This window comes from Pseudophaeobacter sp. TrK17 (genome assembly GCF_042192375.1).
Taxonomy (GTDB): Bacteria; Pseudomonadota; Alphaproteobacteria; order Rhodobacterales; family Rhodobacteraceae; genus Pseudophaeobacter.
This window is the reverse complement of sequence record NZ_CP071700.1, coordinates 3,973,052-3,989,605: the sequence shown is the minus strand read 5'-3', so window position 1 is coordinate 3,989,605 and position 16,554 is coordinate 3,973,052. Positions and strand designations below refer to the sequence as shown.

22 protein-coding genes are annotated in these 16,554 nt (G+C 61.1%); all 22 read left to right on the top strand.

Annotation, left to right across the window (positions count from 1 at the left end; genetic code table 11):
• Positions 1 to 33 precede the first annotated feature (33 nt).
• The 22 genes from JZI28_RS18995 (at position 34) to JZI28_RS18890 (ending at position 16,545) form a co-directional block, all read left to right on the top strand.
• Positions 34 to 408, top strand: a complete 375-nt coding sequence (locus tag JZI28_RS18995; protein WP_375698611.1) for a P27 family phage terminase small subunit — start codon at positions 34 to 36, stop codon at positions 406 to 408.
• Positions 395 to 2,062 (top strand): terminase large subunit, encoded by a 1,668-nt coding sequence (locus tag JZI28_RS18990; RefSeq protein WP_375698610.1) that lies wholly within the window; start codon positions 395 to 397, stop codon positions 2,060 to 2,062. Before JZI28_RS18995 ends, JZI28_RS18990 begins: the two co-directional genes overlap by 14 nt.
• Entirely contained in the window at positions 2,059 to 3,339 is a 1,281-nt protein-coding gene (locus JZI28_RS18985; protein WP_375698609.1) for a phage portal protein, read from the top strand. Before JZI28_RS18990 ends, JZI28_RS18985 begins: the two co-directional genes overlap by 4 nt.
• Positions 3,336 to 4,259 carry a S49 family peptidase gene (locus JZI28_RS18980; RefSeq protein WP_375698608.1) on the top strand — a complete coding sequence of 308 codons (924 nt, stop codon included), beginning with the start codon at positions 3,336 to 3,338 and terminating at the stop codon, positions 4,257 to 4,259. Before JZI28_RS18985 ends, JZI28_RS18980 begins: the two co-directional genes overlap by 4 nt.
• A 109-nt stretch (positions 4,260 to 4,368) precedes the next feature.
• Positions 4,369 to 5,676, top strand: coding sequence for a phage major capsid protein (locus tag JZI28_RS18975; protein WP_375698607.1), 1,308 nt, complete (start codon positions 4,369 to 4,371; stop codon positions 5,674 to 5,676).
• A gap of 74 nt (positions 5,677 to 5,750) precedes the next feature.
• A complete protein-coding gene (locus JZI28_RS18970) occupies positions 5,751 to 6,233 on the top strand; it encodes a hypothetical protein (protein ID WP_375698606.1) in 483 nt (160 codons plus the stop codon).
• Positions 6,234 to 6,245: 12 nt separating this feature from the next.
• Positions 6,246 to 6,821: a hypothetical protein gene (locus JZI28_RS18965; RefSeq protein WP_375698605.1), complete on the top strand. Its 576-nt coding sequence runs from the start codon at positions 6,246 to 6,248 to the stop codon at positions 6,819 to 6,821.
• 1 nt (position 6,822) lies between these two features.
• Positions 6,823 to 7,152: a head-tail adaptor protein gene (locus tag JZI28_RS18960; RefSeq protein WP_375698604.1), complete on the top strand. Its 330-nt coding sequence runs from the start codon at positions 6,823 to 6,825 to the stop codon at positions 7,150 to 7,152.
• Positions 7,149 to 7,598, top strand: coding sequence for an HK97 gp10 family phage protein (locus tag JZI28_RS18955; RefSeq protein WP_375698603.1), 450 nt, complete (start codon positions 7,149 to 7,151; stop codon positions 7,596 to 7,598). Before JZI28_RS18960 ends, JZI28_RS18955 begins: the two co-directional genes overlap by 4 nt.
• Before the next feature lie 4 nt (positions 7,599 to 7,602).
• Entirely contained in the window at positions 7,603 to 7,995 is a 393-nt protein-coding gene (locus JZI28_RS18950; RefSeq protein ID WP_375698602.1) for a DUF3168 domain-containing protein, read from the top strand.
• Positions 7,988 to 8,407: a phage tail tube protein gene (locus JZI28_RS18945; RefSeq protein WP_375698601.1), complete on the top strand. Its 420-nt coding sequence runs from the start codon at positions 7,988 to 7,990 to the stop codon at positions 8,405 to 8,407. The genes JZI28_RS18950 and JZI28_RS18945 overlap by 8 nt, the downstream gene beginning before the upstream one ends.
• The gene (locus JZI28_RS18940; protein ID WP_375698600.1) at positions 8,407 to 8,760 is read left to right on the top strand and encodes a hypothetical protein; all 354 of its coding nucleotides are present in this window, start codon (positions 8,407 to 8,409) and stop codon (positions 8,758 to 8,760) included. Before JZI28_RS18945 ends, JZI28_RS18940 begins: the two co-directional genes overlap by 1 nt.
• An 11-nt stretch (positions 8,761 to 8,771) precedes the next feature.
• Positions 8,772 to 9,056: a hypothetical protein gene (locus tag JZI28_RS18935; protein WP_375698599.1), complete on the top strand. Its 285-nt coding sequence runs from the start codon at positions 8,772 to 8,774 to the stop codon at positions 9,054 to 9,056.
• Entirely contained in the window at positions 9,056 to 11,038 is a 1,983-nt protein-coding gene (locus JZI28_RS18930) for a hypothetical protein (RefSeq protein WP_375698598.1), read from the top strand. Before JZI28_RS18935 ends, JZI28_RS18930 begins: the two co-directional genes overlap by 1 nt.
• Positions 11,038 to 11,697, top strand: coding sequence for a hypothetical protein (locus JZI28_RS18925; RefSeq protein ID WP_375698597.1), 660 nt, complete (start codon positions 11,038 to 11,040; stop codon positions 11,695 to 11,697). The genes JZI28_RS18930 and JZI28_RS18925 overlap by 1 nt, the downstream gene beginning before the upstream one ends.
• Positions 11,694 to 12,281, top strand: a complete 588-nt coding sequence (locus JZI28_RS18920; protein ID WP_375698596.1) for a hypothetical protein — start codon at positions 11,694 to 11,696, stop codon at positions 12,279 to 12,281. Before JZI28_RS18925 ends, JZI28_RS18920 begins: the two co-directional genes overlap by 4 nt.
• Positions 12,278 to 12,724 carry a DUF6950 family protein gene (locus tag JZI28_RS18915; protein ID WP_375698595.1) on the top strand — a complete coding sequence of 149 codons (447 nt, stop codon included), beginning with the start codon at positions 12,278 to 12,280 and terminating at the stop codon, positions 12,722 to 12,724. Before JZI28_RS18920 ends, JZI28_RS18915 begins: the two co-directional genes overlap by 4 nt.
• Positions 12,714 to 14,528 carry a fibronectin type III domain-containing protein gene (locus JZI28_RS18910; RefSeq protein ID WP_375698594.1) on the top strand — a complete coding sequence of 605 codons (1,815 nt, stop codon included), beginning with the start codon at positions 12,714 to 12,716 and terminating at the stop codon, positions 14,526 to 14,528. Before JZI28_RS18915 ends, JZI28_RS18910 begins: the two co-directional genes overlap by 11 nt.
• 18 nt (positions 14,529 to 14,546) lie before the next feature.
• The gene (locus tag JZI28_RS18905; RefSeq protein ID WP_375698593.1) at positions 14,547 to 15,662 is read left to right on the top strand and encodes a hypothetical protein; all 1,116 of its coding nucleotides are present in this window, start codon (positions 14,547 to 14,549) and stop codon (positions 15,660 to 15,662) included.
• A 12-nt stretch (positions 15,663 to 15,674) separates the two neighbouring features.
• Positions 15,675 to 15,893: a hypothetical protein gene (locus JZI28_RS18900; protein ID WP_375698592.1), complete on the top strand. Its 219-nt coding sequence runs from the start codon at positions 15,675 to 15,677 to the stop codon at positions 15,891 to 15,893.
• Positions 15,890 to 16,231, top strand: coding sequence for a hypothetical protein (locus tag JZI28_RS18895; protein WP_375698591.1), 342 nt, complete (start codon positions 15,890 to 15,892; stop codon positions 16,229 to 16,231). Before JZI28_RS18900 ends, JZI28_RS18895 begins: the two co-directional genes overlap by 4 nt.
• Entirely contained in the window at positions 16,231 to 16,545 is a 315-nt protein-coding gene (locus JZI28_RS18890; RefSeq protein WP_027238932.1) for a phage holin family protein, read from the top strand. The genes JZI28_RS18895 and JZI28_RS18890 overlap by 1 nt, the downstream gene beginning before the upstream one ends.
• Positions 16,546 to 16,554 lie beyond the last annotated feature (9 nt).

Genomic DNA, 16,554 nt, shown 5'->3' with positions numbered 1-16,554 from the left:
ATCCAAAGAGAAATACCGGCGGCGCCGGACTTCATGGATGATCTCGCCCGTGATGTCTGGGATGAGCTGGTGCCGGAACTGGTGAAGAAAGAACGGATGGAACCGCTCTTCAAATATCAGTTTGCGAGCTACTGCGTGGCGGTGTCAAATTTCATTTCCTCTACCAATACGGTGGCGATGGAAGGCCAGTTTTATGACACTGGCAAGGGGCGCAACGGCAATCAAAAGCGCAAGCATCCAGCGCTGACCTTGCAGGAAACGGCGGCAAACACGATGCGGAGAGAGGCTGCTCTGTTTGGTTTGAGCCCAGTGGATGAGGCGCGGCTGGGGGCTGGAAGCCAAGGCGAGTTGTTTGATCAAGTAATGGCGCAGCTGAATAAACCTACTGGAACCAATGGAACCGATTGACCACCCTGTCAGCCGCTATGCGCTGGGAGTTGTTGAGGGGGGTCTGGTTGCGGGCGATCTGGTGCGGATGGCCTGCGAGCGCCACCTGATGGACCTGGAAACCGGCGCTGATCGCGGGTTGTACTTTGACTGTCAGGCAGCCAGCCGGATTATCAACTGGGGTGGCATGCTGCAGCACACCACGGGGCCGATGGCAGGCCAGCCGTTGAAGCTGGAGCCTTGGCAGGAGTTCCGCCATGGGTCTGTCTTTGGTTGGAAGCGATCAGAAACTGGCCTGCGCCGGTTCCAATCCACCTATCACCAGGTGGGTAAGAAGAACGGCAAAACCACGGATACGGCGGTGCCGATGCTCTACACCCAGTTGTTCGATGGCGAGGCTGCGCCGCAGGGGTACTGCGCCGCGACCACAAAGAACCAGGCGGGGCTGTTGTTCAAAGAAATGAAGCGGATGATCAAGCGATCGCCGCTGTTGCGTGAATTCATGGATGTCTCGCGCACTGCGATCGAGACTGCCAAGACGGATGGGCTGATTGCCTGCCTCAGTCGGGATGGCGATTCCTCGGATGGGATCAACCCCAGCTTTCTGGCGCGGGACGAAATGCACCGCTGGACCGATCGAGAGCTGGCGGACACGATTGTCGAGAGTATGATTGCACGGGCGCAGCCGATTGATTGGGTGATTACTACGGCGGGGCAAGACCGGGCGTCGCTTTGTGGTGAGCTGCGCGACTACGGTGAAAGCGTGTTGCGCGGGGCGGTGCAGGATGATGCTTTCTTTGGCTACATCGCGGAGCCGCCTGCGGATTGTGATCCAGCAGATCCGCAGTTCTGGGCCATGGGTAATCCCAATCTGGGAGTGAGCAAAAAGATTGATGCGATGCAGTCAACGCTGAAAAAGGCGCTGGCGATCGCGGGGCGCATGCCCAACTTCAAGCGCTTTCATTTGAACCTCTGGACCGAGGGTGCGGAGACCTGGATTGCGCGGGATATCTGGGACAAGGGGATGGCCTGCGCGCCATTCGATATTGAAAGCCTGTTTGGCCGCAAGGCCTGGGTCGGGCTGGATCTGTCCAACAAGATCGACACCACGGCGATCGTGATTGCGGTGCCGGTGGATGGGCTGATCTACCTGGTTGCCTTCACCTTCCTGCCAGAAGGGCCCAAGGGATTTATTCAGCGGGCGCAGTCGGAAAAGCGGGAATATGTCGGCTGGCGTGATGAGGGCTGGCTGGAGATCCACAAGGGCGGGACTATTGATGAGGATGAGCTGGCCACCCGGCTGGAATGGATCCGGCAGCATTTCGATCTGCAAGAGGTGGCCTATGACCCCTGGGGCATGAAGTACCTGGCCGACAAGCTGGACAAGCGCCGGTTCCCGATGGTGGAGCACCGGCAGGGCTATCAGTCGATGTCAAACCCGATGAAGCGGTTTGAAGAAAAGGTAATGGAAAACAAGATCCGCCACGGTGGCAATCCAATGCTGGCCTGGCAGGTTGGCAATGTTCACCGGGATGAGGATGCCTCGGAGAATGTGAAACCGAACAAAAAGAAATCATCGGGCCGGATCGATGCGGCAGTTGCTGCGATCATGGCGGTGGGGCGCGCCGAGGCGGGCGAACAGAAACGCAAATCGCGGGAAGTCGAGGTAGTATGAAATTCTTTGGTTTGGATCTTTCGCGCGGTTCAGATGAGACTGTTGTGCAGCGGGTTGAGCCGCCTGTGATCTCTGCTGAAGCGTGCACCTCTGGCACCATGAAACCTGAACCTTGGTTATCTGACGTCGGCTGGGGCGGTTCCGGCGGGCGGCTGGCCAAACACCTGCCGCGTGTTTCGCCGCTGCGGGGCGAACAGCATGCTACGGTGTTTGCCTGCTGCAACAATATCGCTGGGGATCTGTCCAAGGTGCCTCTGAAAATCTGGCAGCGCAAAGGCGACGGGCAAGAGATGCGGGTGCGCGATCACCCGGCGGCCTATCTCTTAAATGTCGAGGCCTCGGAGGGTGTGCCGGCCAAGGTGATGCGTCTGGCGCTGATCTATGCCTGGGCGCTGCGTGGCAATAGCTATGCTTACGGCCCGCGCGATCGCGGCGGCGAGTTGGAGCTGATCGAGGTGATCAATCAAGATGCCTGCACGATGCTGCGCTCTGGTCGGTCGCGGTTCTATGATTTTACCGATGGGGCAGACGTGCAGCGCCGCGCGCCCAGCCGGTCAATGGTGCATTTGCGCTATCTGGCGCTTGATGGCTGGACCGGGCGGTCGCCTTTGCAGGTTGCCACTGAGAGCGTTGGATTGGCCTTTGCTGGGCAAGAGGCGGCGGGCAGGTCTGTATCAGGAGCGCATGCCAAGGCCTTTTTGAAACTGGGCGAAGGCTATGAAGATGATGCGGCGCGGACCCGGAATGCGCGGCGGCTAAAGGACCACATCACCAATCCCAACTCGGATGGCATTCCGGTCTTGGGGCCGGAGGATGATATCAAAAGCCTGGATCTGACGGCTGCTGACCAGGAGCTGCTGGCCAGCCGCAAGTTTGACCGCGAGCAATTGGCGGCGATCTACCGGATGCCCCCCAGCAAGCTGCAGATGCTGGAAAACGGCGTGAAGGCCAATGGCGAGCAACAGGCGATCGACTATCTGACGGATTGCCTTTTGCATTGGTCTGGGTTGGCAGAGGAAGCCCTGGCGATGTCGGTGCTGACGCGAGGCGAGAGAGACAGGGGAATGTTTCTGCGCCATGACTTTGGCGCGTTGCTGCAGCCCACAATCAAAGATCAGATCGAGGCGGTGACTAAGGCGGTTGGCGGACCGATCTATACTCCGAATGAGGGGCGTCAAAAGGTTGGTCTGCCGCCCACTGTGGACGGCAACACGATGAACCCCGCGCCCAACATGACCCGCAAGGATGCGCCAAACCCGAAAGGAAAAGAGCAATGACACAGACCACAATAGCGGCCCTGGTTGGCGCGGCACCGCTGGCGATTTGCGAGCATGGCTTGCCCATGCTGGCAATGGATCTGCCAAAAGAGGGCGCTGTGGCGCCGTTCGAGATCTCGGCCTTGAGCGGCGAGGCGATCCAGTTTGAACGCGGCCAGCGGTTTGCGGTGCATCGCGGCGTTGCCTTTGTTCCAGTGCGGGGCGTGTTGACGCCAAATTCTGCACTGCTGGAACGCTATCTTGGCTGGGCCACCTATCACGGGTTGGCGGAAACCATGGCAGCGGTCACTGCCAGCGATGAGGTGCAGGCTACGATTATGCTGTTTGATACGCCGGGCGGCTCAGTGATGGGCATTCAGGCTGCAGTTCAGGCGGTTCGCATCGCAGCCTCAGTCAAGCCGGTGCATGGCCTGGTGCATCCGCTTGCGGCCTCGGCAGGTTATTGGCTGGCCAGCCAGTGCAGCGATTTGAGTGCAACGCCTGGATCTTGGGTCGGGTCGGTTGGGGCCATGGCCACAATGGCTCAACCAATGCAGCCGGGATCCGGTGGTGACCAGATCTTTATTCAGACCTCGGCCCATGCCGGGGCAAAGCGGCCAGACCCTTCCACGGATGAGGGCAGAAACCTGACGCAGATGCGCCTGGATGAAATGGAAGGCGAGTTCCTCGCGGCGATCTCCGCAGGGCGCAAGATTGAAGTTGATAATCTCCCAGGACGAATGAGCCGCACGGAAAATGCGGAGGACGGCGGCGACGTGTTTTGGGGCGCGGATGCCATCAGCCGCGGGCTGGTGGATACAGAAGAAACTCTGCCCGACTTTCTGGCGCGCATCGGCGCGCTTTATGCGCCCAAACCGCGCCCCAAAACACGGGCTGCCATGGCACTGGCCGAAGCCGCCCAGGCGCAAGCCACCCTTTAAATCTCACGATTAGTCACCGGCACCCCTGCCTGTGTTCACCTCGCGCATTTGCGGCGGGGCCAATTGGGCTGCGCTTCTGCAGCCTTTCCATGACGAAAAGGAAACCAACATGGATATCAACGATCTGCGCCGCATGCTGAAGGCGGCGGCTGAAAATATGGGCACCACGGCAAAGGTGCTGGATGATCTGGAAGTCAGCGGCACCGCTGAGGACAGCACGATCGAGACCGCCACCGCAGCATTTGATGCGGCCAAGAAAGAATTCGACGGGTTGAAGGTCCGCGTCGCACGGGCTGAGGAAGTCGAGGCAGCCAAAGCCAGCACGGCAGGTTCCGAGCAGAACACCGCAGGCACTGGCGGCGGAAGTCTTCAGCCGGGCCAGGTTGCGAAGGCTGATGACAAGGGCGCTGATACCGGCCTGATCGTGGCGGCTTTGGCCAATTGCAAAGGCAACAAGGATCAGGCCGTCACCTTCCTGGAAAGCGAAGGTCACAGCGGTATTGCGGCGACCCTGTCCGGGGCAAGCGATGGGGCTGGCGGGATCTTGATCCCGCGCGCTCAAAGCGCTGTGCTGGTTGGCTTGCTGACGCCGCGTGTGGTTGTGCGCAAGCTGGGCGCACGGGTGCATGATATGCCAGCGGGTGCGCTGCGCATGGGTCGGGTCGCCTCGGCTCCTACTGCGGGCTACATCGGGGAAAACGCGCCGATTGTGGAGAGCGAACCCAGCTTTGACAAAGTGGATCAGGACTTCAAAACCCTGACCGCGCTGGTGCCGATCGGCAATGCACTGTTGTCGCATTCCAGCGCCAGCGTCGGGGCAACGGTGCGGGATCTGCTACTTGATTACATGGCCCTGCGCGAGGATCTGGCTTTCATTCGCGGCGATGGCTCTGGAGAAACCCCAAAGGGCCTGCGCAACTGGTGCTTGCCTTCCAATCTGCGCCTTGCGGTGGCCAATACGCCAGCCGTGGTTGAGGCAAACCTGCGCTGGATGGTGAGCGTGGTTGAGGATGCCAATGTTGCCATGCAGCAGCCCGGTTGGATTATGCGTGGCGCAACCAAGCATTTCCTTGCCAGCTTGCGGGATCCTTCTGGTGCGAAACTCTATCCGTCGATCGAGGCCAGCAATACTCTGCATGGCTATCCGATCGAGACCACCTCCCAGGTGCCAAACAATCTCGGTCTTGGCTCTGATACTGAGATTACCTTTGCCGACTTTGGCGAGATCATGATTGGCGACGATCAGGAAATCCGGGTGGCGTCTTCTACTGAGGCCTCCTTTGTGGATACCGGCGGCAATACGATCTCGGCCTTTCAGCGTGATCTGACGCTGATGCGGGCGGTCTCGCGGCACGATATCGCTCCTGCGCATGATGAGGCGATCTCGGTGCTGACCGGCACCGGCTGGGGCCTCTAGGCGCGCCTGACCTAAGCGACAGTGGGGCGGCCTAGCGGTCGCCCTTTTCTATTCCTGAGATTTGGAGACGTGAGATGACACGCATTCTGGTGCAATTCCTTGCGGGATATTCCCGCTACAACAAAGGTGAAACCGCAGCGTTTGATGAGGAAAAGGCCAAACAGCTCTGCGCTGGGACAAGCGCTGTCGCGCGGCTTGTTGGGCCTGTGAAACAGGTGACTGCACTCACTAGTGAAGACATCGATCTGCTGGAAAGCGATCGGCAGGAGCTGGCCCAGGCTGGCGAGAATATGGCGGATCAATTGGCGAGTGTTGAGCGCCGCGAAGAAGAGCTGCTGGTTGGTCTGTCTGGCCTTGAAGAGCGCGCAAAGAATCTCGCCTCGCGTGAAGCGGCTTTGGTTGAACGTGAGAAAGAGCTTCAGGCGGCGCTAGACGCGGCGGTTGAACCCGATCCCGTGAAAGAGCCAGCGAAGGAACCGACTGAACAGATTGAACCTGCAGCGGTGGCCAAAGAGAAAGCGCCTGGTGCGCCACCAAAACAGGGCGCAAAAAGCTAAGGGGCACGAGTTATGCGGGTGATTGAAGCGGGTGAAATTGCTGCTGGTGTGGATCTGGCTGACTTCAAGCGGTCGATCCACTTTCAGTCTGAGGATGCTGGGGATGATGCGGCACCGCAGTTGGCGCTGGAATCGGCGGAGGCCACTGTGGCAACCGCAACCGGTCGCCCGCTTACACCGCGCCGGGTGGAATTTGTCGTCACGCGTAGCGCGTGGCGGCGGTGGTGGTTCCCGGTGCTGCCGGTGCAAGAGCTGGTTGGGCTGGCGCTGGATGATGGTGCAGGTGGCTGGATTGATCAGCCATTGGCCGGGGCCTGGGTGCAGCAGGCGCATGATGAGCCGCAGCTTGTTCTGGGCGACGCCTGGGCGGGGCATGCTGTGCATTCCGAACTGCTGCGGGTGCAGGCCAATGTTGGCGGCGCAGATGCGCCCACTGCGAAGCGTTTGCGGCAGGCGATCTTTTTGCTGGCCAAGGAATGGCTGGAAGCCGGGATCTCGATCGAGAATGAGGACGTGCCGCGCATGTCCTTTGGGGTGCGCCTGCTGATGAAACAGGCGCGCTACCGTCGCCCCTGCGAGGTGGCTTGATATGGGCGGACGTTTGGACACACGCATTCAGTTTCTGAGCAAAGCGCAGGTGGATGATGGGCTGCGGCGCGAAGACGTGTATCAGCCGCACGGCCAAAAAGTCTGGGCCTCTAAGGAGGATGCAAGCGCTGATGAGGTGTTTCGGGCGGGGCAGGATGCGACGCACCTGGTGGCGCGGTTCAGGGTTAAGAAAACCGCCTTCACCTCATCGATCACTGCGGCGCATCGCCTGAGATCCGGGGCGCAGGAATTTGAAATCCTGGGCATCAAGGAGGTTTCGGGCCGTGGTCGGATCCTTGAAATCACCGCCATTGCCAAGGTGTCAGCATGAGCATGGATATGGAGCTGGAAGGGTTCAGTGAGCTGGAGGATGCGCTGGATGATTTGAGCCGCGCAGCTGGCAAGGGCGTGTTGTGGCGGTCTTTGAAGAAAGCGGCGCAGCCTCTGGCGGATCTGATGGCGGATGCGGCGCCGCGTGGTCAGGGCGATCTGCAAGAGAGCATTGCGGTCAGCAGCAAGCTGTCAAAGCGGCAGGCGGCAGAGCATCGGGCGTTGTTCCGGGATCAGCGGGCGGCGGTTGAGATGTTTGTGGGGGCGGGGCCATTGCCGCAGGCAACCCAGTCAGAATTTGGCAATGAACATCAGGCGCCACAGCCCTTTGCGCGGCCTGCCTGGGATCAGGATCAGCAGGCGCTGCTTGAGCGCTTGGGGGGGCATCTCTGGGCGGAGTTTGAAAAGTCACTGGCCCGCGCGCAGCGCAAGGCCGCGAAAGGATAGGCCCATGCAAATTGAACTGCGATCACTGCTGCGCGGAGTGCCGGCGGTGGCCGCTCTGTGCGGTGTGCGGGTGGATTGGGGCAAGCGGCCCCAGGGCGATCCGTACCCGGCCATTTGCCTGCATCTGATTGGCGATCGCGAAGGTCACACGCTGCAGGGGCCGGACGGGCTGTCACAGGGGCGGGTGCAGGTTGACTGCTACGCAGAGACATCTGGCGAGGCTGCGGCAGTGGCCCGCGCGGTGCGCGGTGCCCTGAATGGCTATCGGGGCGGCGGCTTTCGGGGCGTGTTCCTTGAGGGCCAGCGCGACAACACAGAACGCGGATCAAATGAGCCTGACCGGGCCGCCCGCGTTTCAATGGATTTTTTGGTAAACTGGAGAGAAAGCAATGCCTGAGGTAGATGCAGATATTGGATATAATTCCACATTTGGGATGGCGGATGTTGAGGCGGGGCCGTTCCCGGCAATCGCTGGGGTGGTCAGCATTACCCCGCCAAACAAGTCGCGGGATGCGGTTGAAAAGACCCATCTGAAAAGCCCTGATCGCTACAAGGAATTCATCGCCGGGATGAAGGATGGCAGCGAGGCCAAGATTGGTCTGAACTTTGCGCCCTCGGTTGCGGTCACACTTGATGCGGCTTTTGAGGCCGGGGCAAAATGGTGCCAGATCACTTTCCCGGATGAGACGACAACGCTCACCTTCAAGGGGGTGATCACCGGGCTGGAATTTGGCGAATTGACCAATGACAAGATGACGGCAACGCTGACGGTGAAACCCAGCGGCAAGCCAGTTCTGGCGGTGGCATGATGGCCAACCGTTTCATTGGTGAGACCACTGCCCAGGCGGATGGTAAGAGCTGGACCCTGCGCTGCGATTTTAACGCGATGGCCGCGTTTGAAGAGGCGACCGGCAAGGATGCCATGACGGCTTTTGAGGCGGCGGAGCAGGGCGATGTCTCTGTACTTGATCTGCGGCACCTGGTGCGCGCCTGTCTGCTGCGCCACCATCCCGACGCCACATTGTGCGATGCGGGCGATGTGCTGAGCCATGATCTGAGCGTGGTGCAGCGGCTGATTGAGGGGGCAATGCCCACGAGTGGCGAGGCCGCAGAGTTGGGAAACGGCCAGCCGGTGACAGCCCCGGTGACGGCGCCGGGCTGAACTACATCAAAATGTTAGAAGCCTATGTGGCCGCTGGGTTCCCGGATCCGGCGGCTTTCTGGTCTCTGACGCCGCGCCTGTACCTGGCCCTGATGAAGGGGGCGGGTCAGCGCTTGGAGCGCGAGCATAAGGATCGCGCCTGGCAGGTCTGGCATATCGCGGCGCTGTGTCGGGGCGATGCGCTACCTTCTTTCGATGAATTCCTGGGCGCTGGCCCTGTTGAACCCCAATCGCCTGAGACCCTGCAGGCGATGTGCGAACTCCTGGCGCGGAGCTGGGGAGCAGAGGAGATCTGATGGGCAAATCTGTTATTGGGGCGCTGCGGGTCAATCTGGGGCTGAACAGCGCCAAGTTTGAACGTGGTGCCAAGCGGGTGAAATCCCCCCTGGCCGCGATGAAAAAGCAATTCCTTGCGGTGGCGGCGGTGGCTGCTGCGGCAGGGGGGGCGATCACGGCCATGGCCTTGGCGGGGGCGCGGGATCTGGACCGGGCCGCAAAGTCTGCCCGGCGCCTCGGCGCCTCGATCGGGGGCTTTCGGGCGCTGGAGCTGGCGGCTGGCGAGGCGGGTGTGAGCCTGTCGAACATGACCAATGACATCCAGACCATTGACCGCGAGATTGCTTCGATCGGGAAATCCGGCAATGCGCAGCGGGCGCTGGATGCACTGGGGATCTCGGCTGAGCAGCTCTCTGGGTCAGACGCAGATGAAAAGCTGGCGCTGATTGCCGATCGGGTAAAGGCGCTGGGGCTGACTACCGGCGAGACCACATCGATCCTGCGCGACCTTGGGGTGCGCAATCGGGAAATGGTGCTGCTGATGCTGAACGGCGGGGAAGCTATTCGCGCTGCGCGCCGCGATGTTGAGGACTATGGGCTTGCGGTCAACTCAGTAGATGCGGGCAAGATTGAGCAGGCCAATGACCGCATCGCGCGGCTGGGCCTGGTGACGCAGTACCTGGGCCAGCGTCTGGCGTTGGAATTGGTGCCTGCCCTGGGACAGATGGCACAGGGGATCACCAACAGCCTGCGCACAGGTGGCGCACTGCGCGGGGTTCTGGACGGGTTGGCGGCCAATGTGAAGCGGCTCACCACTTATTTGGCGGTGGCGGTCACCGGCTTTGGGGTGCGCTATGTGGCGGCCTTGGTTGCGGCGAAGCTGGCAACGGCCACGCTGTCCGGGGCGCTGGTGTTCCTGCGCGGTGCCTTGATCCGTACCGGCATTGGTGCGTTGGTCGTTATTGCGGGGGAGTTGGTCTATCAGATCTCGCGGATGGTGACTAAGGTCGGGGGCTTTGGTGAGGCTTTGTCGCTGCTGAAAGGTGTCGCGGCAGAGGTTTGGGACCGGATGATGTTGGGGGCGTCTTCTCTGGCGGCCTCTCTGTCTGCGACCTGGGACGGGATCAAGGGCGGTTTCTTTTCGATGTTGGCGGCGTTGCAAGAGCGTTGGTCAATCTTTCTGCGTAACCTTGCCGGATCGATCAATGGTGTCCCTGGCATGGATGCGTTGACGCTGAAGCTGCATGGCGCATCTGTCGAGGCGCGATCGGGATCTTATGAGACCAGCGGTCTGGCGGATAACTATTCCGATGCGGCAGATGCCGCACAAGCTCGCGCTGATGCTCTGGCGCAGGCGGCCAATGCGCCTCTGAAAAGCATTGAAGCGCTGCGGGCTGCGTTGAAAGGCACCACAGGGGACACAGAGGATGGCACCACGGCAGCCAATCGCCTCACAGATGCTCTGGGCAACCTCGGCGGCGCAGGGGCTGGTGGAGTTAAACCGGTCAAGGATGAGATTGAAGATCTGTCCGAGGGTCTGCAGTCGGTGAAATCCTCGGCCAAGTCGGCCTTTTCTGGGCTGGTGACGGGTGCCAAGAGCTTCAAAGATGCGTTGAAAGATGTGGCTGCCAATCTGGCATCGGTTCTGGCCAATCAGGCGTTTGAATCGCTATTTGGCAGTCTGTTTGGCGGGATTGGAGCCTTTGCCAATGGCACCCTGTCAGCACCTGGCGGGTTGGCGCTGGTTGGGGAGCGGGGGCCGGAGCTGGTGAATCTGCCGCGCGGGTCGCAGGTGAACACAGCGCAGGCCACCAGGTCGATGCTGGGGGCGGCACAAAACCGGCTGCATGTGAGTGTTGGCGTCGATGATAGCGGCTATTTGGTTCCGCTCATCCAAGACGTCAGCGGCAATGTCTCGGCCCAGCATGTCTCTGCGGGGATGGCGATGCAGGACCGCAAAACGTCCAGCAATCTTGCAACCCATCTGGCGAGGCAGGGCTGATGCGGCGACCTATTGTTACCCTTCCCGATGGCTTTTTGAAGTTCCTGCAGGTGGATTGGGATATAGACTGGCGCGGCCAGGGTCTTGGAGAAAACACCGGGGGCGGCTCGTCTACTGTGTTCAACCGGTTCCCGCGCTGGACCGGCGCGCCTTCGGTGTTTCTGGAAGGGGCGGAGTTGGCGCAGTGGCGCGGGATCCGGGCCATGGCGCAGGGGCGGCTGGGAATTTACCGCCTGCCCATGGTGGATCCGATCGGGTTTTCTGGCGCACCCGGTGCGGAACAACGCTTTGCAGATGGAACCAGCTTTGCATCTGGTGAGGGCTTTGCCTCTGAGCCGATGTGCTTTGCTGCGCAGGCTGCTGATCGTGGCGCAGAACAGATCCGGGTGACGGGTTTGGATGCCGCGCCGCGTATCGGCCAGATCATGAGCCAGGGGCTTTGGCCCTTCACCGTGACCTGGGTGCTGGAGGTCGCGGCGGGTGTCTATGACCTTGGGGTACAGATGCCTCTGCGGGAAGCGCTGACAGTGGGTGATCCGATCCGGATGGAAGCCATGGGCCTGTTTGAAGCGGTTGAGGGTGGCATGGGGCGGGTGCGTTATGACACCAGCCGCGCCGCCCAGGTGAAACTGAACTTTCGTGAGGTTCTGAACAGATGAGCTTTTTCCCTGAAGGGTATGATCCTCAAGGTGAGATCCTTGGGGCGCTGGACCTGTGCGAGATGGATACACCGGACGGGCCGATGCGCTTCATGATTGGGGCGGATGGCGTCTTCACGGATGTGAATGGCAATAAGTGGTGCGGCACCCAGCTTGCCAGTGTCAGCTCGCTTGAGAGCGCTCTTGAGGGTCGCGCGCCAGAGGGGTCGATCACGCTCTCCTACTTTCAGGATCCGGAAGCGGATGATCTGATCTCTGAGGTGAAAGCTCTCGGCGTTGACTACATCAAAGGCCGCGCCATCCGGTTCTTCTTCCAGCCCATCGGCAGCATGGCCGAGCTGTACCAGCCAAAGCACCCGCCCAAACAATGGATGCAGCGCACCATGCGCAGCCTGCGGTTCTCGGCCAGTGGGGCGCAGGATCGCTCGATCTCTCTGGGCTTTGAAGCCTGGACCGAGAAGCGCCGCGCCGCCGGGCGGTTGGTGATGAATACTGAGGGCCACGCCAGGCTAACCGGCGCGCCCAATCCCTCGCTGAAGTTTGCCCCGACAACCGCTTTTGAAGAAGAGAAGCTATTCGGATGATGTCACCGCTGTATCAGGAATTGCACCGCTGGAACGCCGCGCCCTTTATCTGGGGCGAAATGGATTGCGTTTTATCGATTGCGGATTGGGTCGGGAAAGTTAAAGGCAAAGACCCGGCAGCGGCGCTGCGCGGTGTTTATGACAGTCGCGGATCCTGCCAACGTGAGACCGGCTTTCTGCGCAACCCGGTGGAAACGGTCGAGGCCTGCCTGGCCACGATCGGCGGGCTGCCGCGCGTTGAGACACCGGCGCCCGGCGATATCGGCATTGTCATGGCGCATGATGCAGAGGGGCGGTTGTCGCCCTGTGGTGGCCTGTGGCTCGGGAAGGCCTGGGGCTTCAAAACCCGCAATGAGGACCATGGGGGCAGGGGTGCGATCACCATCAAGCCTATTCTGATCCCACAGGTACTGGCAATCTGGGGAGTGGGCTATGAAGCGTAGTCTGCTTTTTGCCGCGCTGCTGGGCTGTACCATGCTGACGCCGCAACCTGCGCAGGCCGCGCCGGTGGTGGCCTGGGTCGCTGGCGCTTTGACCGTGGCGGGCGGTACTGCGCTTGCCGCCACGGCGGCCTATGCTGCAGGCGCGACTTTTGCGGCCTCGGTGGTTGGTGGCTTCATTGTCAAAACCGTTGTGGCCATTGGTTTGTCGGCACTGGCAGCGCAGCTTGCGCCCAAGCCCACATCGCCACCGCCCAGCGTCCAGATGGCGAACTTTGCCCAGCCGGTGACCTATGCAGAATGGGTCTATGGGCGCACCCGCAAGGGCGGCTTTCTGGGCTTCACTGGCTTTGCCAATGACAGGCGCTACTATGTGCCCATTCTGGCAGCGCATCCCATTAAGGGCGTGGTGCAGCACTGGCTGGATGAGCGCCTGGTGACGCTGAGCGGTGAGGCGGATCAGAACAAAAGCAATATCACAGAGACGCCGATTGCGGGCTATGGCCGGATCGATACCTTTGATGGCGCGCCGGGGCAGCAGGTGGATCCGGGGTTAAATGCAGCCTTTGTCGAGGTCACTGATGCGTTTGATTTTGCGGGCCTGTCAGGGGCGGTGGTCTGGGCCGCGCGCCCGCCTGCCTCCTCCTTTACGCAGATCTACCCCGAAAGCCGCCAATGGGCCTATGCCCCGGTGATTGAGGGCAAGAACGATCTGTTTGATCCACGCGATGGCAGCCACAAGTTCAGCTCCAATGCGGCGCTGGTGTTGGCAGATTGGGTGGTCAATATCCTGGGCCGCGCGGTGGACTGGGATGAGGTCGCGGATGAGGCTGAGGCTTGCGGTGCGCAGGTGTTGAACGCCGAGGGCTATCTGCAGAACCGCTGGGAGCTGAACGGTGCCCTGTCGGATGAGCAGGACTTTGAAGGCCAGCGGGTCTCTCTGGCGGCGGCCTGTGATGCCTTTCTCTATGAGCGCACGGATGGAAAGGTGGGCTTTACGGTGGGGCGCTGGATGGAACCGGATCTGGTGCTGGGTCCGGATGACTTTCTGTCGCTGGAACTGGCCAGCGGTGAGTTCGGCGCCGATGCCCCGGATGAGGTGGCGGGGGTCTATACCGAGCCTGACAATGGCTGGCGCGAAACCCCCAGCGGGACCTGGGTGGAAAACGCTGTGGCCAAGCCCAGCCGGGATGAGCCGCAGCTCTTCATGGTCACCAATCACAACCAGATCTCGCGGCTGAACAAGCGCCTGGCGCGCACCAAACTGGCCCGCTACCAGATCACCGCCACGATCGGCTTCAAGGGCTATGAGATCCTTGGGGGTAGGGATGGGGGTAGGGCGCATCGGTTCTTTCGGGTGGTGCATCCGGAGCTGCAGATCGATGCGTTTTTTGAGGTGGGCGAGCTGACCCGCGAGGCCTCCGGGCTCTTCACTCTCACGGCCAATTCGGTCAGCCCGGAGGATTTTGCCTTTGACGCCGCAGCGGAGGAACCTGCGCGCCCGGTCTATGACAGCGTTGAGGGTGACAACGGGATCCCGGTGCCTGGCATGTGGGTGATCTCGCAGGGCAGTAGCGGCTCGGCCAGTCTGCACTGGGGCGATCAGAGTCCGGCCTACATCCAGGAGTTGCGCTATCAGCTCACAGCGGCCTCATCGCCCTGGGCGCATGTGATGCCTGCCGAGGGGGAGACCACGCATGTGCTGTCGGGACTGACCGGCGGCGCAGGCTATGCGGTGCAGATCCGCAACCGCAGCACAGGTCTGGGCCTGTCGGACTGGTCCGATCCCGTGACCTTTACAGCCTAAACAAAACAGGAGGCGCCTATGGTTGCCCTATCTCCCCAAACCGTGATGTTTGGGAACCCGCCTACTTCTGGGCATCAGCCGTCCCGCTCTGATCTCTCGGCCTGGATGACAGAGATTGAAAGCCTCGCGGCTGGGGGTGGGCTGAGCTATGTGAACAGCTCTCTGGCCGCGCTCAATCAGCGCCCGGATGTGTCTGCCGGTCAGTTTGCCCTGGTGCTGAATACGCTGGATGAGGCTGGTGTATACGAGCACGCTGGTGGCGTCTGGACCAAGGTTGCCGAGGTGCCGGCTGTGTTTTTGGAGAGCCAGGCTGCAACGCAAGTGCTGGCAGCCCGCGATGAGGTTGTCGCTGCAGCCCTTGCTGTTGCGCTCGATGCCTCAACCGCCCAGGCCGCCGCAGAAGCCTCAGGCCTCGCGGCTTTCTTTGATACCAAAGCTGGAGCAGATGCTGGCCTGGCTAGCCTGGCGGAGGATGAGCTGATTGAGGTTCTGGCCGATGAGACGCAAGGCGGGAGGCGGGTGCGTTACCGGGTTGTTGGGGGTGCCTTGGTTCTCAAGCTTGTCATTGGTGATATGCGGGCGGATCGGAACCTCGCGGAGCTGGCCGATAAGGACGCGGCTCTGGGCATTCTGGGTCTGACTTCCAAGGGTAAGGAGCTGGTCAAGGCTGCCACGGCTGCCGCGATGCGGACGGTTCTGGAGCTGAAAGCCGGGGCGCTGGCTGCTTTGGCCACCGAAGCGCAGGCGCAGGCTGGGACAGACAATACGGCCTATATGACGGCGCTGCGCACAAAGCAGGCGGTGGCCGCGCAGGTTCCGGAGTTGATCCCAGCCTCGGGTGTCGAAGCTTCGGTCAACTTCAACGGCACCGGTACTGTAGCAATCCGCGGCAGCGGCGGAAACATCGCGGGTATTACTGACAACGGGGTCGGCGCCTATACCGTCAACTTCGCGGTCGATCTGCCCGATGCCAATTATTCGCCCTTGGTGGTGGCCGGTTTGGCTAACGGGTCGCGGGCCGCGCCCCAGGTTCGAAACCTGACGGTCAGCGGGTTCGACATCTATGTCAACAACCACGGTAACGGCTATGGCGTCGACGCCGAATGGGTCTCCGCCGTCGTCATCACCCACTAAAGGATAAGCCAGATGCAAAAGATTGTGTTCAAGAATGACAATGGGGGTATCTCAGTCTTTACTCCCGTTGTCCGGGAAGGCAGGCCTGCTATCGAAGAGGTTGCAGCTAAAGTCGTCCCTTCGGGCCGCCCCTTCGGGATTGTGGATGCTGCTGAGGTGCCAGCAGATCGAACGGATCGTGATCTATGGACCGTTGATGAGACCGACCTGACAGACGGAGTGGGCGCATGAGTATCATCAAGGTGAACGCAATGAGCGAGGCTGATGCTCTGGCCATGCGGCGTAGTGGCGCGTCCATGTCGCGGCAATCATTCTGTCTGGCCCTATACCGCGCGCAAATTCTGAGCGAACAAGATGCGATTGCCGCTGCCAAGGGCGACTGGCCTGCGGCTTTGGGTGATTTGCTGAATGACCTTCCTGCGGCGGAGGCTGCGGAGGCGCGAATTGTCTGGGCGACCTCGCCACAGATCCGCCGCCTGCACCCGCTCTTGGCTTCGATTGCCGCCCATATGTCGATCGATGATGCGGGGCTGGATGTGATCTTTGGCTTGAATGGGCAGGAGGGGTGATGCCCGAGGCTGGACTGATCGACTGGATGTCGAACCTGTTGGGTGGCGCTGCCACCACGCTGGTCGGGGCTAGTATAGGCCGCCTGATGTGGCATTCCGGCGAGGTGCGCAAAGGGCAGCGGCGTTTCTTTGGCCCGGAGCTGCTCTGGGAAATCCCGGTGGCCATCGGCATGGCCATCATTGGCGAGGCCATTGCCAGCTATATGGGTGCAGGCCCAACCGTGACCACCGGCATCGTGGCGCTGGCGGCCTATATCGGCCCGCGCGGGGCTGAGGTGCTGCTGACCAAATGGCTGCTGCGCGCCAAGCCGTAAAACTACCAC

Bases quoted from the DNA above. Each gene is read 5' to 3' on its own strand.
- JZI28_RS18900 (WP_375698592.1), top strand. From the start codon at position 15,675: ATGCAAAAGATTGTGTTCAAGAATGACAATGGGGGTATCTCAGTCTTT.
- JZI28_RS18935 (WP_375698599.1), top strand. From the start codon at position 8,772: ATGTTAGAAGCCTATGTGGCCGCTGGGTTCCCGGATCCGGCGGCTTTC.
- JZI28_RS18970 (WP_375698606.1), top strand. From the start codon at position 5,751: ATGACACGCATTCTGGTGCAATTCCTTGCGGGATATTCCCGCTACAAC.
- JZI28_RS18945 (WP_375698601.1), top strand. From the start codon at position 7,988: ATGCCTGAGGTAGATGCAGATATTGGATATAATTCCACATTTGGGATG.
- JZI28_RS18955 (WP_375698603.1), top strand. From the start codon at position 7,149: ATGAGCATGGATATGGAGCTGGAAGGGTTCAGTGAGCTGGAGGATGCG.
- JZI28_RS18990 (WP_375698610.1), top strand. From the start codon at position 395: ATGGAACCGATTGACCACCCTGTCAGCCGCTATGCGCTGGGAGTTGTT.
- JZI28_RS18940 (WP_375698600.1), top strand. From the start codon at position 8,407: ATGGCCAACCGTTTCATTGGTGAGACCACTGCCCAGGCGGATGGTAAG.
- JZI28_RS18950 (WP_375698602.1), top strand. From the start codon at position 7,603: ATGCAAATTGAACTGCGATCACTGCTGCGCGGAGTGCCGGCGGTGGCC.
- JZI28_RS18905 (WP_375698593.1), top strand. From the start codon at position 14,547: ATGGTTGCCCTATCTCCCCAAACCGTGATGTTTGGGAACCCGCCTACT.
- JZI28_RS18985 (WP_375698609.1), top strand. From the start codon at position 2,059: ATGAAATTCTTTGGTTTGGATCTTTCGCGCGGTTCAGATGAGACTGTT.
- JZI28_RS18960 (WP_375698604.1), top strand. From the start codon at position 6,823: ATGGGCGGACGTTTGGACACACGCATTCAGTTTCTGAGCAAAGCGCAG.
- JZI28_RS18995 (WP_375698611.1), top strand. From the start codon at position 34: ATGGATGATCTCGCCCGTGATGTCTGGGATGAGCTGGTGCCGGAACTG.
- JZI28_RS18925 (WP_375698597.1), top strand. From the start codon at position 11,038: ATGCGGCGACCTATTGTTACCCTTCCCGATGGCTTTTTGAAGTTCCTG.
- JZI28_RS18965 (WP_375698605.1), top strand. From the start codon at position 6,246: ATGCGGGTGATTGAAGCGGGTGAAATTGCTGCTGGTGTGGATCTGGCT.
- JZI28_RS18930 (WP_375698598.1), top strand. From the start codon at position 9,056: ATGGGCAAATCTGTTATTGGGGCGCTGCGGGTCAATCTGGGGCTGAAC.
- JZI28_RS18890 (WP_027238932.1), top strand. From the start codon at position 16,231: ATGCCCGAGGCTGGACTGATCGACTGGATGTCGAACCTGTTGGGTGGC.
- JZI28_RS18980 (WP_375698608.1), top strand. From the start codon at position 3,336: ATGACACAGACCACAATAGCGGCCCTGGTTGGCGCGGCACCGCTGGCG.
- JZI28_RS18910 (WP_375698594.1), top strand. From the start codon at position 12,714: ATGAAGCGTAGTCTGCTTTTTGCCGCGCTGCTGGGCTGTACCATGCTG.
- JZI28_RS18975 (WP_375698607.1), top strand. From the start codon at position 4,369: ATGGATATCAACGATCTGCGCCGCATGCTGAAGGCGGCGGCTGAAAAT.
- JZI28_RS18895 (WP_375698591.1), top strand. From the start codon at position 15,890: ATGAGTATCATCAAGGTGAACGCAATGAGCGAGGCTGATGCTCTGGCC.
- JZI28_RS18920 (WP_375698596.1), top strand. From the start codon at position 11,694: ATGAGCTTTTTCCCTGAAGGGTATGATCCTCAAGGTGAGATCCTTGGG.
- JZI28_RS18915 (WP_375698595.1), top strand. From the start codon at position 12,278: ATGATGTCACCGCTGTATCAGGAATTGCACCGCTGGAACGCCGCGCCC.